The organism is Brotonthovivens ammoniilytica, assembly GCF_025566885.1.
In the GTDB taxonomy this organism is placed as follows: domain Bacteria; phylum Bacillota; class Clostridia; order Lachnospirales; family Lachnospiraceae; genus Brotonthovivens; species Brotonthovivens ammoniilytica.
On record NZ_JAOQJQ010000001.1, the window covers coordinates 261,732 to 275,445 of the forward strand.

13 protein-coding genes are annotated in these 13,714 nt (G+C 42.0%); 12 read left to right on the top strand and 1 reads right to left on the bottom strand.

What is annotated here, in order from left to right:
- Positions 1 to 137: 137 nt before the first annotated feature.
- The 7 genes from OCV88_RS01200 (at position 138) to gltA (ending at position 7,367) form a co-directional block, all read left to right on the top strand.
- Positions 138 to 815, top strand: a complete 678-nt coding sequence (locus OCV88_RS01200; protein ID WP_158423828.1) for a GntR family transcriptional regulator — start codon at positions 138 to 140, stop codon at positions 813 to 815.
- Between the two features lie 199 nt (positions 816 to 1,014).
- Positions 1,015 to 1,731, top strand: coding sequence for an Rpn family recombination-promoting nuclease/putative transposase (locus tag OCV88_RS01205; RefSeq protein ID WP_158423829.1), 717 nt, complete (start codon positions 1,015 to 1,017; stop codon positions 1,729 to 1,731).
- A 271-nt stretch (positions 1,732 to 2,002) separates the two neighbouring features.
- A complete protein-coding gene (locus tag OCV88_RS01210; protein ID WP_158423830.1) occupies positions 2,003 to 2,485 on the top strand; it encodes a hypothetical protein in 483 nt (160 codons plus the stop codon).
- A gap of 332 nt (positions 2,486 to 2,817) precedes the next feature.
- Complete coding sequence (locus OCV88_RS01215; RefSeq protein ID WP_158423831.1) at positions 2,818 to 3,729, top strand: bifunctional enoyl-CoA hydratase/phosphate acetyltransferase; 912 nt, start codon at positions 2,818 to 2,820, stop codon at positions 3,727 to 3,729.
- 20 nt (positions 3,730 to 3,749) lie between these two features.
- Complete coding sequence (gene buk, locus OCV88_RS01220) at positions 3,750 to 4,826, top strand: butyrate kinase (protein ID WP_158423832.1); 1,077 nt, start codon at positions 3,750 to 3,752, stop codon at positions 4,824 to 4,826.
- Positions 4,827 to 5,094: 268 nt separating this feature from the next.
- Positions 5,095 to 5,982 carry a sulfide/dihydroorotate dehydrogenase-like FAD/NAD-binding protein gene (locus OCV88_RS01225; RefSeq protein WP_158423833.1) on the top strand — a complete coding sequence of 296 codons (888 nt, stop codon included), beginning with the start codon at positions 5,095 to 5,097 and terminating at the stop codon, positions 5,980 to 5,982.
- Positions 5,982 to 7,367, top strand: a complete 1,386-nt coding sequence (gene gltA, locus OCV88_RS01230; protein ID WP_262590583.1) for an NADPH-dependent glutamate synthase — start codon at positions 5,982 to 5,984, stop codon at positions 7,365 to 7,367. Before OCV88_RS01225 ends, gltA begins: the two co-directional genes overlap by 1 nt.
- 64 nt (positions 7,368 to 7,431) lie before the next feature.
- Here gltA and OCV88_RS01235 read toward each other — a convergent pair whose 3' ends face one another.
- Entirely contained in the window at positions 7,432 to 7,851 is a 420-nt protein-coding gene (locus tag OCV88_RS01235; RefSeq protein ID WP_158423835.1) for a winged helix-turn-helix transcriptional regulator, read from the bottom strand.
- 284 nt (positions 7,852 to 8,135) lie between these two features.
- On the opposite strand from OCV88_RS01235, the gene OCV88_RS01240 reads away from it, so the two are divergent.
- From OCV88_RS01240 to OCV88_RS01260, 5 genes are all read left to right on the top strand, one after another.
- Positions 8,136 to 8,564, top strand: a complete 429-nt coding sequence (locus tag OCV88_RS01240) for a C-GCAxxG-C-C family protein (protein ID WP_158423836.1) — start codon at positions 8,136 to 8,138, stop codon at positions 8,562 to 8,564.
- 16 nt (positions 8,565 to 8,580) lie between these two features.
- Positions 8,581 to 10,059, top strand: coding sequence for a 4-alpha-glucanotransferase (malQ, locus tag OCV88_RS01245; RefSeq protein ID WP_158424389.1), 1,479 nt, complete (start codon positions 8,581 to 8,583; stop codon positions 10,057 to 10,059).
- Between the two features lie 18 nt (positions 10,060 to 10,077).
- Positions 10,078 to 10,977: a LysR family transcriptional regulator gene (locus OCV88_RS01250; protein WP_158423837.1), complete on the top strand. Its 900-nt coding sequence runs from the start codon at positions 10,078 to 10,080 to the stop codon at positions 10,975 to 10,977.
- Between the two features lie 49 nt (positions 10,978 to 11,026).
- Positions 11,027 to 12,514, top strand: a complete 1,488-nt coding sequence (spoIVA, locus tag OCV88_RS01255) for a stage IV sporulation protein A (RefSeq protein WP_158423838.1) — start codon at positions 11,027 to 11,029, stop codon at positions 12,512 to 12,514.
- A 359-nt stretch (positions 12,515 to 12,873) separates the two neighbouring features.
- Positions 12,874 to 13,713, top strand: coding sequence for a purine-nucleoside phosphorylase (locus tag OCV88_RS01260; protein WP_158424390.1), 840 nt, complete (start codon positions 12,874 to 12,876; stop codon positions 13,711 to 13,713).
- The last annotated feature ends 1 nt before the right edge of the window (position 13,714 follow it).

Below are 13,714 nucleotides of genomic sequence, written 5' to 3' on the forward strand. Positions count from 1 at the left end.
GCAAAATAAGGTCATCCTTATTCTTTTATCGGATAAAGGATTTATTTACAAGTGAGCTTTCCTGTGGCATAATAGAATCATAATTTGATATTGTGCAAAATATCAGATCGGTAATGTAAGGAAACAGGGAGGAAAATATGGCATTAATTAAACGGGTATCACTGGTTGATCAGGTATATGAGAAATTAAAGGAACGGATTGTACAGCTGAAAGTTCCCTTTGGGAGTAAATTAAATGTAAGCAAACTTCAGGAAGAGTACGGCGTAAGTTCCACGCCGGTCAGAGAGGCGTTAAACCGCCTGCTGAATGAGGGACTCATTGAATTTGAAAACAATGTAGGAGCAAGAGTCATTGATGTGACAGAGACAGATGTCCGTCAGTTCCAGGAAGTATCCTTTGCCTATGAAATGGCGGCTGCCAGATATGCCATGAAGCGCGGGGACACGGCACAGCTTGCAGAAAAGATTTATGAATACATTGAGGATTACAGAAAATCCAGCGGAGTACTAGAAAGCTGTAAATGTATCAAAAATATAAAATATGTATTTTATAAAACTGCTGACAATGATCTGCTTTTGAATAAGCTGGAGTCTCTAAATGGAATGGATGAAATTTTACATTCTTTATTTTCCATGCCAAGAGAAAAAGGAGGCAGCGGCGGACAGTATCATTCCGGAATCACCTACTTTGAAACAATTTACGAAGCAGTAAAAGAAAACGACTTTGCCAAAGTCTGCGATGGACTGGAGGGACATCAGCTCTGGGCCAGAAAGTATATATTAAAAAATCTTGAGACTGTAAAAGCCAGAAATTAGCTGTAATTTCTGGTTACACAGTTTACATTGTTATGAAAATGAATTATAATAATAGTTACTAATGCATAGTCCATTCTGTATTTCGGGAATGGAGGAATTTATTGAAGACACGGAAAAAATTTCAAGATCTGGAATACTTGGATGCATTTTTATTTGCGGCTGTTATGGAAGATGAAGAAATATGTAAAGGGTTCTTCAGTTGATACTGGGAAAAACAGTGGAATGGGCTCATGTGGAAGTAGAGAAGGCTTTTTGGCTCAATAGTGATTATAGAGGTATACGCATGGATGTTTGTCTGACTGGAGACAGTAGCATATATAATATTGAGATGCAGACGACAAATCATCAGGACTTGCCGTATCGAAGCCGTTATTATCAGTCATATCTGGATATATCTGCTTTAAAACCAGGAGATCCTTTTATTAATCTGCCAAAGAGTTTTGTGATATTTATTTGTACATTCGATCCATTTGGAAAAAATCGCTGTGTTTATACATTTGAAGAGCGATGTCTGGAAGAGGATATGCCTTTATGTGATGGGACAAAAAAAATTTTTTTAAATGCGAAAGGAACTATGTCTACAGAAATTTCAGCTTCACTTTCGGATTTTTTGGAATATATTTGTAATCCATCTAAGTATCTTAAAAGCGAACAGAGTTCTGGTGTAGTAGGATTGGTGTCAAGAAAAATCAGAAACCTAAAGACAAACAGGAAGTGGGAGGAACGATATATGCTGTTTGAAGAAATTTTATCCAATGAAAGAAAGGAAGCCCTGGAAGAAGGACAGAATCTTGGAGAAGAGCGAATGGGGGAGCTTATTGACATTCTGGCTCGTCAGGAACGCTATGAAGATTTGAAAAAGGCGGCAAAAGATAAAGTTTATCTTCATAAATTATTTAGGGAATTTAATCTTTAGGAATTGTTTGAAAATTTAAGCATGGATCAGCTTATCTGAATACTGATCCATTTGGATTTTAATAACATTCAGGTTTGGAACATAAAATTCTAAGTAAGATCTTATATGGAAACGTTATGTTTTCTGTCAAAATGTGTTGTCGCACAAACAATCATGTAAAATTAAGTATATGCAGAATGGAAGTGTATTAGCTGAAAGTGTAAAATAATAACTGTTTTTCCGGAACAAAATATGCTGCCCGGCATATTGTAAAAGAAAAAAGGAATTTTTCATGGATTACACATCGTATCAGATTGTTATTGGAACAATACGGGAAATCAGTATGGGAGAATCCTGCTGTACATGGATGGTAACTGTGCAGACAGATACCGAGAATATTAATTTTGTTGTAACCGGAGACACAAGAATTATTGATAATGTAAGGCTCAGAAGGGGAATGCGGGTGGCGGCATTCTATGACACAAGCCTTCCGGCTCCGGCGATTTATCCGGCCAGGTACCAGGCGGAGCTGATTACATCCCTGCGGAGAGATCAGAATGCGGCATTAAAGTATTTTGATGAAAATCTGCTGGCAGAAGATGAGTCCCTGCAGCTGAATTTAAGTCCGCTGACAATTATCGAGACTCAGAACGGACAGCGCTACCGCTGTGCACCTGGAAATGCTGAACTGCTTGTTTATTATACCGTTACAACTTTCAGTATTCCTCCCCAGACAACGCCTCAGAAAATTATTGTAATGTGTCCAAGAGAATAATCATAAAGAGGGAAATGGTTTCACTGTTTCCGTACAGAAGAAAAAGATGGGATCTGCTTTTGCGGGTCTCATTTTTTGTTCATATGAAATTCAAAACGCATCACAATTAACAAAAAATATCGTGCAAAATATAAAATACATCTCGCAAAATATTCTTGTATTTGCATATAGATTATGATATAATTCCATCAGTAATAAATGTGTGAATTAAAGGATGCCGGAAGATTTTGAAGTATCTGCACAGGCGGAAAAATACCGGCTGACGAAAGACGGTGCTCTGTCTTTTAACTTAATAAAAACAAAAATAATGTTTTACAAAAAGGAGAATGATTATGGTATTAAAAAATTTTGATGTATTAATTGAAAAAGTAAAAAGTTTTCCGGAACCTATGCGTGTTATTGTGGCGGCAGCAGGAGATGAACATACATTAGAGGCAATTGCCCATGCCATGGGAGAGGGCATTGTGAAACCGGTGCTGGTTGGCGATAAAGCAAAAATTGATGAAATTCTGGCAAAATTAAATATATCCGTTTCTGAAGAAGATATTTATGATGTTCCGGATGCTGACGAGGCAGCTAAAAAGTCAGTTGCTCTGATTCATGAAGGAAAAGGCGACTTTATTATGAAAGGCAAACTGGAGACTGCACAGATTTTGAAACCGGTAGTGAATAAAGAAACCGGACTTGGAACCGGACGTGTAATGTCACATTTTGTTTTTGATGAGCTTCCCTTTTACCACAAACTGCTTGTTACAACTGACGGCGGTATGATGACATATCCGACATTGGAGCAGAAAAAACAGATTATTGAAAATACAGTAGATACGCTGAAAGCACTTGGATATGAAAATCCAAAGATTGCAGTGGTGGCAGCAGTTGAAAAAGTAAATCCAAAGATGCCTGAGACCGTAGAGGCTGATCAGTTAAAACAGATGAATATAAACGGTGAAATCAAAGACTGTGTTGTGGAAGGTCCGATTTCCCTTGATATTGCTTTAGATAAAGAAATTGCTGATATCAAAGGATTTGAAAGTCCGGTGGCAGGTGACGCCGATGTGATTCTTGTGCCGAATATCCAGGTAGGAAATATTCTTGGAAAATCTATTACAGTGATTGCAAGAGGTAATATGGCCGGTTTTATTGTAGGCTCTAAAGTTCCTATTGTATTAACTTCTAGAGGCTCCTCTGCAAAAGAAAAATTCCTTTCACTGGTACTGGCAGCAGCAGTAAGTGCAGGTAAATAAAGTACGGGAAGGGGAAAAAGATGGAAAAAATTCTGGTGATGAATCCGGGTTCTACTTCTACAAAAATAGCGGTCTATCAGGATGAGACACCTGTATTTGTGGAAAGTATAGAACATTCCCAGGATGAACTGAAAAAGTTTGATACAATTATAGAACAGTATGAGATGAGAAAAGATCTCATACTGGATGTTATGGAGAAAAATGGTGTAAAGAAAGAAGACCTGACCGCCATTGTATCTAGAGGCGGTCTGCTGCCGCCAATTGAAGCAGGAGCTTATAAAGTAAATGACGATATGGTATGGCAGCTTACCTATGCACCGCAGAATGAGCATGCCTCCAATCTGGGAGCTGTGATAGCCCGCGCCATCAGCAAAGAATTGAATGATATTCCTGCATACATATATGATGCGGTAACGGTAGACGAGTTAGAGCCTCTTGCAAGAGTTACCGGTCTGCCATCTATGCAGCGCAAAGGCATGGGACATAATCTGAATATGCGTGCAGCGGCTATGAAGTATGCCAAAGAAAGTGGAAAATCTTACAATGATATTTCTGTAGTGGTGGCTCATCTTGGCGGTGGAATTACTTTATCCCTGCATCATCATGGCCGGATTGTGGACATGATTTCTGATGATGAAGGTCCCTTTTCTCCGGAAAGAGCCGGCGGCCTTCCGGTGTTCCAGGTAATTGATATGGCTGCATCAGAAGGTATGGATAAAAAGATCATGATGAAGACCGTAAAAAGCCAGGGCGGCCTGATGGGATATTTTGGCGTAAACGATACCAGAATCGTTGAGAAAATGATGAAGGACGGTGATAAAAAGGCCGGACTGATTTATAATGCCATGATATTAAATGTGGCCCGCAATATTGCCAAGCTGGCCGTATATGTTGATGGTGGAATAGACAATATTATCTTAACCGGTGGAATCGCCTATTCGGAATATTTCACAAAAGAAGTGGAAAAGCGTGTGAAGTTTATAGCACCTGTAATTGTTTATCCAGGTGAAAATGAAATGGAATCTCTGGCTCTTGGGGCGCTGCGTGTGCAAAGAGGAGAAGAGACCGCCAAAACATTTGTAAAAGTAGAAAAGTAAGCAGTCGATCATTCGTTCCAAAATTATACCATTTAAAAAGGCTCCCCGAGGGGGCCTTTTTACGTACATGAAAAGAGAAACGAAGCTTATGACATGAAATTAACAATCCCTGGAATTTTCCCTGTATAAAAACGGAAAATATACTAAATGTATAGGAATAAAAACAATAATTGTATTGCTTTTCAGAGGTTTTTCGATACAATACATTATAGATAGATAAATAATTAACAAATGAAAACCGGATTTGAATTTGTAAATGGAGGTATGTATGTACACGATTTTAGAACGAAGGAAACTGGCGGACCAGATCTACCTGATGGTAGTACATGCGCCGCGTGTTGCAAAAGCTTGTAAACCGGGTCAGTTTGTCATCGTAAAAATGGATGAAGAAGGGGAACGGATTCCTCTTACAATCTGCGACTATGACAGAAGCGCTGGAACGGTAACCATTGTTTTTCAGGTTGTGGGAGCCTCTACAGAGCGGATGGCCGGACTTTATGGTGAAGATACGTTTATGGATTTTGTAGGTCCTCTCGGATGTCCTTCAGAGCTTGTGGAAGAGGATCTTGATACATTAAAAAAGAAAAAAATACTGTTTGTGGCCGGAGGTGTGGGAACGGCGCCGGTATATCCCCAGGTAAAGTGGATGCACCAGCAGGGAATTGATGTAGATGTAGTCATCGGAGCAAAGAATCATGAAATGCTGATTCTAGAAGATGAGATGCGGCAGGTAGCCGGCAGATTATATGTGTGTACAGATGACGGCAGTTACGGTACACCTGGTATGGTTACCACAGTTATTGAAGAACTGGCGGATAAGGGCACAAAATATGATGTCTGTGTGGCAATTGGTCCTATGATTATGATGAAGTTTGTCTGCCTGCTTACCAAAGAACTTGAAATTCCAACGATTGTATCTATGAATCCTATTATGGTTGACGGCACCGGAATGTGCGGAGCCTGTCGTCTGCAGGTGGGAGATGAAGTGAAGTTTGCCTGTGTGGACGGACCTGAGTTTGACGGTCATCTGGTAGATTTTGATCAGGCAATGAAGCGTCAGCAGATGTATAAAACAGAGGAAGGCAGAGCAGTCTTAAGAGTCAGAGAAGGAGCAACCCACCATGGCGGATGCGGACATTGCGGAGGTGATCACTGATGGATGTAATGAAAAAAGTACCTGTACGTGAACAGGATCCAGCGGCAAGGGCTAAGAATTTCAAAGAAGTATGCTATGGATATAATAAAGAGGAAGCCATGCAGGAAGCCCAAAGATGTATCGGCTGTAAAAATGCAAAATGTATAGCCGGATGTCCGGTTTCTATAGATATTCCGGCGTTTATTGGAAAAATTAAAACCGGTGATATCGAAGAGGCTTATCAGGAAATTTCAAAATATACCTCTCTTCCGGGTGTCTGCGGGCGTGTCTGCCCACAGGAAAGCCAGTGTGAGGGAAAATGTATCCGGGGTATCAAAGGAGAACCGGTGTCCATCGGAAAGCTAGAACGTTTTGTGGCAGATTCAGCTGCGGCCAGCCATTACAGTCAGCCGGCACCCCAGCCGGCCAACGGACATAAAATTGCAGTAATCGGTTCCGGACCTGCCGGATTAACCTGTGCGGGAGAACTGGCAAAAATGGGATGTGAGGTCACTATTTTTGAAGCGCTGCATGAAGCGGGCGGAGTACTTCGGTATGGGATTCCGGAATTTCGTCTCCCGAAGGTGGAAGTGGTGGCCCACGAAATTGAAAAGGTAAAAGATCTTGGTGTAAAAATAGAAACAAACGTTATCATCGGAAAATCCGTTACCATTGATGAGCTTATGGATGAAGAAGGATACGAAGCGGTATTTATCGGTTCCGGTGCGGGGCTTCCAAAGTTTATGGGCATTCCTGGTGAAAATGCAAATGGTGTATTTTCCGCAAATGAATATCTTACAAGAAATAATCTTATGAAGGCTTATCTGGATGAGTACGATACTCCTATCCACAGCGGTAAGAAGGTGGCTGTAGTAGGTGGCGGAAATGTTGCCATGGACGCAGCAAGAACCGCCCTGCGTCTGGGAGCTGAAGTGCATATTGTGTACCGGAGAAGCGAAGCGGAACTTCCTGCCAGAGTTGAAGAGGTTCACCATGCAAAAGAAGAAGGCATTATCTTTGATCTTTTGACCAATCCAGTACAGATTCACGAGGATGAAAACGGATGGGTCAGCGGTCTAGAATGTGTCCGGATGGAGCTTGGAGAACCGGATGAATCCGGCAGAAGACGTCCTCAAACAGTAGAGGGATCTAATTTTATTCTGGATGTGGATACGGTTATTATGTCTCTTGGAACTTCTCCGAATCCATTGATTTCTTCTACCACAGAAGGTCTTGACGTTAATAAATGGAAATGTATTGTAGCAGATGAAGAGCATGGAAAGACAACTAAGGAAGGTGTTTATGCCGGCGGAGATGCAGTAACCGGGGCGGCAACGGTAATTCTTGCCATGGGCGCCGGAAAGCAGGCGGCAAAAGCAATCTATGATTATGTAACGGAAAAGTAGTTTGATTTGAAATAAAAGTAAAAAATAGTACAAGTTTCTGAGAGTAAGAAACTTGTACTATTTTTTAATTGCCTTCAGGATGTTGTTTCTGCTTGTAGGTATCCATGATATCCATAAGCTGATCCTCGTATTTCATTTCGGTATGAACTTTAAAAGCATCCGGATCTATTGGCAGATTCAAATCAGCCAGACGGCGTACGCTCCAGATGTATAAAATATCAAGAGCAGGTATTAGATCTTCGCCCAGGGGAGTAAGGATATACTCGACTTTTAAAGGAATCGTATTGTACTGGATCCGCTCTACCAATCCGTCGCTGGTCAGTTCTTTTAACTGCTGGCTGAGGACTTTTTCGCTGACACCAAGTGTTTTTTTGGTTTCATTAAAACGGATCTTACCATAATGATGAATATGGTGAAGAATGGTCATTTTCCATTTCCCCGAGATGCAGTTAGTGACGAAATGATAAGGATTGACATAGTTCATAGGCGCACCTCCTGTATCGTATATTTATAGGTTAAACTGACACGCTGTCTGTAAAAGTAATTCAGTATCATCCAGGTAACCTTCATCATTGTATCACAAACAGCGGATTTTTCAAGGGAAAAATCCGTAAATATCTAAAAAAATACAACTATTCAGCTATAAGCAGGAGGGACAGCTGCAAAAAAACTGTAAATACCGGAATATGTTTCGTGAAGTAGTTCCAAATGCGGAAAAGTATGATAAAATAGGGTTCAGAATTATGAAATAAGAAGTGAGGAATCAAAATGGAAGAACGTAAGAAAAGGGCAATTGAAAATCATAAAAAAGGATATAACTGTGCCCAGTCAGTACTCTGCGCGTACAGTGATCTGCTGGAAATAGATGAGGAAGTGTTGTTTCGTATTTCAGAAGGATTTGGTCTTGGTATGGGGATGATGGGAACCTGCGGCGCAGTAACCGGAATGTTTATGGCGGCAGGACTGGTAAACAGCAGCGGAGATCTGCAGGCATGTTCCAGCAAGCCGGAGACTATGAAGCTGATCAAGGAGCTGCGGGAGGCCTTTAAAGAGAAGAACCAGTCGCTGATCTGCAGAGAGTTAAAAGGTGTGGACACAAAGAAGGTACTGCGCAGCTGTGACGGATGCATAGAGGATGCTGCGGAGATTGCAGGAAAAATACTATTTCCACAGCAGTACAAGGATGAAAATAAGTAAATTTTGTGAGGGATTTATGAGAAGCAGCGGTATATTAATGCATATTTCTTCTCTGCCGTCGCCTTATGGAATAGGCACTCTTGGAGAAGAAGCTAAAAAATTTGTTGATTTTCTGTCCGCTTCCGGTCAGACCTACTGGCAGGTTCTCCCAATCTGCCCTACTGGTTTTGGGGATTCTCCCTATCAGTCATTTTCTACATTTGCAGGAAATCCATATTTTATAGACCTTGATTATTTATGTCACGATGGTCTGCTTACAAAAGAGGAATGCTGCTCCTATGACTGGGGAAGTGATAAGACAGCGGTGGATTATGGACTTGTATACTGGAACCGTATGAAAATTTTAAAACAGGCGTATGAAAGATTTCAATGCAGAATACCGTACGAGTATCAGGAGTTCTGCGAAAAAAATAAAGACTGGCTGGAAGACTATGCCGTATATATGGCGTTTAAAGAGGCAAATCAGGGAAGCGCATGGCATCAGTGGGACGGGGCCTTGAAGCGGAGAGACCCTCAGGCAGTAAAGGAAGCTAAACAGAAATTTCAGAAAGAAATTAATTTCTGGAAGATGACGCAGTTTTTATTTTTCTGCCACTGGCATTCCCTGAAGGCGTACGCAAATGAAAGGGGAATCCGGCTGATTGGAGATATTCCCATCTATGTTTCCTCCGACAGTGCAGATGTGTGGGCAGATCCAGAATTGTTTGTTCTGGATGAAGACTTAAATCCCACAGAAGTTGCGGGATGTCCGCCGGATGCATTTACAGAAGACGGCCAGCTGTGGGGGAATCCACTGTTTCGCTGGGATAAAATGGAACAGGACGGATTTGCCTGGTGGACAAAAAGAGTGAGGCATTTATCAGAATTGTTCGATATTGTGCGCATTGATCATTTCCGGGGTTTTGAGTCATACTATGCCATTCCGGCAGGGGATAAAAATGCAAAAAGGGGCGTCTGGAAAAAGGGACCGGGATTGAGATTGTTCCAGGCCCTCAAACAGAAGCTGGGAGATTTGAATATTATTGTGGAAGATCTGGGATTTTTGACCCCTGAAGTGTTGAAAATGGTTCAGGACTGCGGTTTTCCGGGTATGAAACTGCTGCAGTTTGCCTTTGATGCCAGAGATAACAGTGCATATCTGCCCCATAACCATATTAAAAACTGTGTGGTCTATTCCGGAAGCCACGATAATGATACGATTCTTGGCTGGATGAAAAATTCCCCGAGAGAAACTGTGGAGTATGCCGCAGAGTATCTGGGGCTGACTGTGAAGGATGCCAACTGGGGGATGATGAAGGCTGTATGGGCCAGTGTTGCAGATACGGCGATTGTGACTATGCAGGATCTGTTAGGGCTGGGAGATGAGGCGCGGATGAATATTCCGTCTACCACAGGGAATAACTGGAAATGGCGGATGAAGCCTGATGCCTTAAGTCAGGAACTGGCCGGGAAAATTTATCATCAGATGATAAATTATGCCCGATTAAGGAAATAAAAAGAAAAGAGAAAGCAGATGAATTTTAAAAGTATCCGGTATTTTATAACCCTTGCCCATTGTCTGAATTTTACTCAGGCAGCCGGCAAATATCATATTACCCAGACTGCTATGAGCCGATATATTGCATCTTTAGAGGAACAGGTAGGCGTGAAACTGTTTGAGAGAAGCTCTAGAAAAGTGACATTGACAGAAGCAGGAAGGCTGTATGCAGAAGGTGTGGAAAAAATATTAAAAGAACACGAAGAATTGCTGGAACGGGCAAGGGCTGCCGCCAATCAATACCAGGGGCATGTAAAGGTGGGGATCGGAGTTTATGAATACAGCAATACCGAGCAGTATTTTTCGAAATTTCTGGAAATGTATTCGGATGTAAAGGTAGATATCTTTCAGTTTCCTTACAGCACCTTGACAGAACGTTTTAAAACCGGAAGTCTGGACCTGATCATATCCCTGGATATGTGCAGGGAAGAGTTTAAAAAAGAGGAAATACGGACAGTGGACTTGTTTTCCAGCGAAAATGTTCTGGTGATCAGCCGGCAGAAAGCAGAGCAGTATCAGGGCAGTAAGGTAGCAGAGATTTTGAAAAAAGAATATCTTGTAACCAACTGTGAGGATAATGGTTTAAATTCTCTGAAAATGTTAAAAACCATGCTGCAAAGAGACCTTGGTTTTGCTCCGGAGAATATGGTGCAGACTAATAGTCTTGGAGCCCAGCTTTTAATGGTAAAAACAGGGCATGGAGCGGCCATTGTGCCCTCTTTTGTAAAAGAGATACAGGATGACTCTGTGGCGGTATTAAAGCTGCCTCAGGAATCTCCCCAGAAGTATTGTGTGATACAAAAAAGTGACTGCAAAAATCAGGCCGCAACTTTATTTATGGATTTCTGCCAGTCTCTGCATCTGGATGTCATGTAATGAGAACCTCCCGCATATACATAAAACAGTATAGACGGGAGGATTTTTTATGGACAAAATAAATACCAATACATATGATCTTTACAGAGATATCCAGAGAAGAACCAACGGAGAGATTTATCTTGGAGTGGTGGGGCCTGTGCGTTCCGGAAAATCAACTTTTATCAAACGGTTTATGGATTTGATGGTACTGCCGAATATGGAGGATGCTTCGGACAGAGAACGGACCATTGATGAGCTGCCCCAGTCGGCTCAGGGAAAAACGATTATGACAACAGAGCCCAAATTTATTCCAAAAGAGGCAGCTAATATTTTTCTGGCGGAAGATCTGCCGGTACAGATTCGGTTAATTGATTGTGTGGGCTTTCTCATTGAGGGGGCAAACGGTCATATGGAAGAGGGAAATCAGCGTATGGTGAAGACTCCGTGGATGGAACAGGAAATTCCTTTTTCTCAGGCGGCCAGCATCGGAACGGAAAAGGTAATCAAAGAACACGCTACCATTGGGATTGTAGTGACTACAGACGGTTCCTTTACGGAGATACCAAGGGAAAATTATGTTCCGGCAGAGGAAAAAACCATCGCAGAGTTAAAAGAAATCGGCAAACCTTTTGTGGTACTGCTGAATACGCCCCGGCCATACCAGGCAGAAAGCGAACAGTTAGCCCAGCAGCTTTCTGAAAAATATCAGGTTCAGGTATTGCCGGTAAACTGTGAGCAGTTGAAAAAAGATGATATCAATCGAATCTTAAAGAGTGTGCTTTATGAGTTTCCCATTACCAGAATCGAGTTTTTCATTCCCAAATGGGTGGAAATGCTTGAGAGCTCCCATAAAGTAAAAGAAGCGGCTATTTTAAATGCGGGTACAATTTTGAAAAATCTGCAGTTTGTAAAGGATGCTGCTGTGGAAAGCTTTGAGCCCGAAGGAGATGAAATAAAATCCATGCGGATGGAGCAGGTGGATTTTTCCAGCGGAAATGTAAAAATCCGGATGGATGTGGACGAAAAACTATATTATGAAAATATGAGTGAGATGGCCGGTATGGATATCAGCGGAGAATATCAGCTGATCTCTCTGATCAGGGAGCTGGCGTCTGTGAAAAAGGAGTATGAAAAAGTGGCGGAAGCCATGCAGAGCGTTCAGCAGAAAGGGTATGGCGTAGTTCTGCCGTCTATGTCTGATATCCAGATAGAGGAGCCTCAGTTGATCCGTCACGGGAACAAGTACGGTGTAAAACTGAAAGCATCTTCTCCTTCTATCCATATGATCCGTGCCAATGTAGAAACAGAAATTGCGCCCATTATCGGAAGTGAGGATCAGGCAAAAGATCTGGTTTCTTATATTCTGGATAACGAAAACAGAGAAGAAGGATTGTGGGAAACAAATATTTTTGGAAAATCCATCGGAGAACTGGTGGAAGACGGTATTAACCGGAAAATTACAATGATGGATGATGACAGTCAGATGAAGCTTCAGGATACCATGCAGAAAATTGTAAATGACAGCAATGGCGGACTGGTGTGTATTATTATTTAAAAGTGTAAATATTTGAAAAAGTCCTGGAGGGGCAGCCTGGCATTATGAAAGTTTCTGCTTTTTATGGTGCAGTGCTGGCGCTTCAGGACTTTTTACTCTATAGGAGATACCGTGTTGTGATAAAGCTGAAAAGTGCCGATTCCTATAGAGCAAAAAACGCTCCGCTGATGATCGCACTGCGGCGGAATGGAGTCATGTCGCAAAAGCCGCCCGCCGCAGGCGGAAGAATATCTTTGAAAGCAGCTTATGTACAGGAAAGAGTGCAGGGGGCGGCTCTCTGCTTTCGGTTTACAAAAGATTCCTTTTTCGCTATAATAAGGCAATATGTAAATGAGCGAAAACAGGAGGCGAAAAAGCTTATGAATCCAGTATATGAGAAACTTTTAAAATGTTATGAAAGTGTAAAGAAAAAAATTGACTTTCAGCCGGAAATGGCATTGATTTTGGGCTCCGGTCTTGGGGATTATGCGGAGAGCATTCAGATTGAGGCGGTTTTGGATTATCATGAAATAGAAGGATTTCCGGTTTCTACAGCCCTGGGCCATAAAGGCCGGTTTGTATTCGGATATGTAAAAGATGTTCCTGTTGTTATTATGCAGGGACGTGTTCATTATTACGAAGGATATTCCATGACAGATGTGGTGCTTCCCACCCGTCTGATGGGAATGATGGGGGCAAAGGTGCTGTTTTTAACCAATGCTTCCGGCGGAATTCAGGAAGGGATGCAGGCAGGAGATTTTATGCTGATTAACGGGCATATTACTGACTTTGTGCCTTCTCCTTTGATCGGACCGAATATTGATGAACTGGGTGTGCGGTTTCCGGATATGAGTGATGTATACAGAAGCAGTCTGCGGGAAGTCATTAAAGAAACCGCTAAAAAGTTTGATATTCCATTAAAGGAAGGTGTTTATATTCAGCTGACGGGACCAAATTATGAAACCCCTCAGGAAATTCATATGTGCCGTGTGCTGGGAGCGGATGCGGTAGGTATGAGCACAGCGGTGGAAGCTATGGCGGCCAACCATATGGGAATGCAGGTATGCGGAATTTCCTGTATTTCCAATCTGGCAGCAGGAATTTCACCAACGCCTCTGACTCATGAAGAGATTCAGGAGACAGCAGACCGTGTGGCGCCAATGTTTAAACAGCTGGTAACAGAATCTATCTGCAGCATCTATCAGTCACTGCATCAGTAAG

Bases quoted from the DNA above. Each gene is read 5' to 3' on its own strand.
- OCV88_RS01215 (WP_158423831.1), top strand. From the start codon at position 2,818: ATGGTATTAAAAAATTTTGATGTATTAATTGAAAAAGTAAAAAGTTTT.
- buk (WP_158423832.1), top strand. From the start codon at position 3,750: ATGGAAAAAATTCTGGTGATGAATCCGGGTTCTACTTCTACAAAAATA.
- OCV88_RS01225 (WP_158423833.1), top strand. From the start codon at position 5,095: ATGTACACGATTTTAGAACGAAGGAAACTGGCGGACCAGATCTACCTG.
- OCV88_RS01260 (WP_158424390.1), top strand. From the start codon at position 12,874: ATGAATCCAGTATATGAGAAACTTTTAAAATGTTATGAAAGTGTAAAG.
- OCV88_RS01200 (WP_158423828.1), top strand. From the start codon at position 138: ATGGCATTAATTAAACGGGTATCACTGGTTGATCAGGTATATGAGAAA.
- OCV88_RS01240 (WP_158423836.1), top strand. From the start codon at position 8,136: ATGGAAGAACGTAAGAAAAGGGCAATTGAAAATCATAAAAAAGGATAT.
- gltA (WP_262590583.1), top strand. From the start codon at position 5,982: ATGGATGTAATGAAAAAAGTACCTGTACGTGAACAGGATCCAGCGGCA.
- OCV88_RS01235 (WP_158423835.1), bottom strand. From the start codon at position 7,851: ATGAACTATGTCAATCCTTATCATTTCGTCACTAACTGCATCTCGGGG.
- OCV88_RS01210 (WP_158423830.1), top strand. From the start codon at position 2,003: ATGGATTACACATCGTATCAGATTGTTATTGGAACAATACGGGAAATC.
- spoIVA (WP_158423838.1), top strand. From the start codon at position 11,027: ATGGACAAAATAAATACCAATACATATGATCTTTACAGAGATATCCAG.
- malQ (WP_158424389.1), top strand. From the start codon at position 8,581: ATGAGAAGCAGCGGTATATTAATGCATATTTCTTCTCTGCCGTCGCCT.
- OCV88_RS01250 (WP_158423837.1), top strand. From the start codon at position 10,078: ATGAATTTTAAAAGTATCCGGTATTTTATAACCCTTGCCCATTGTCTG.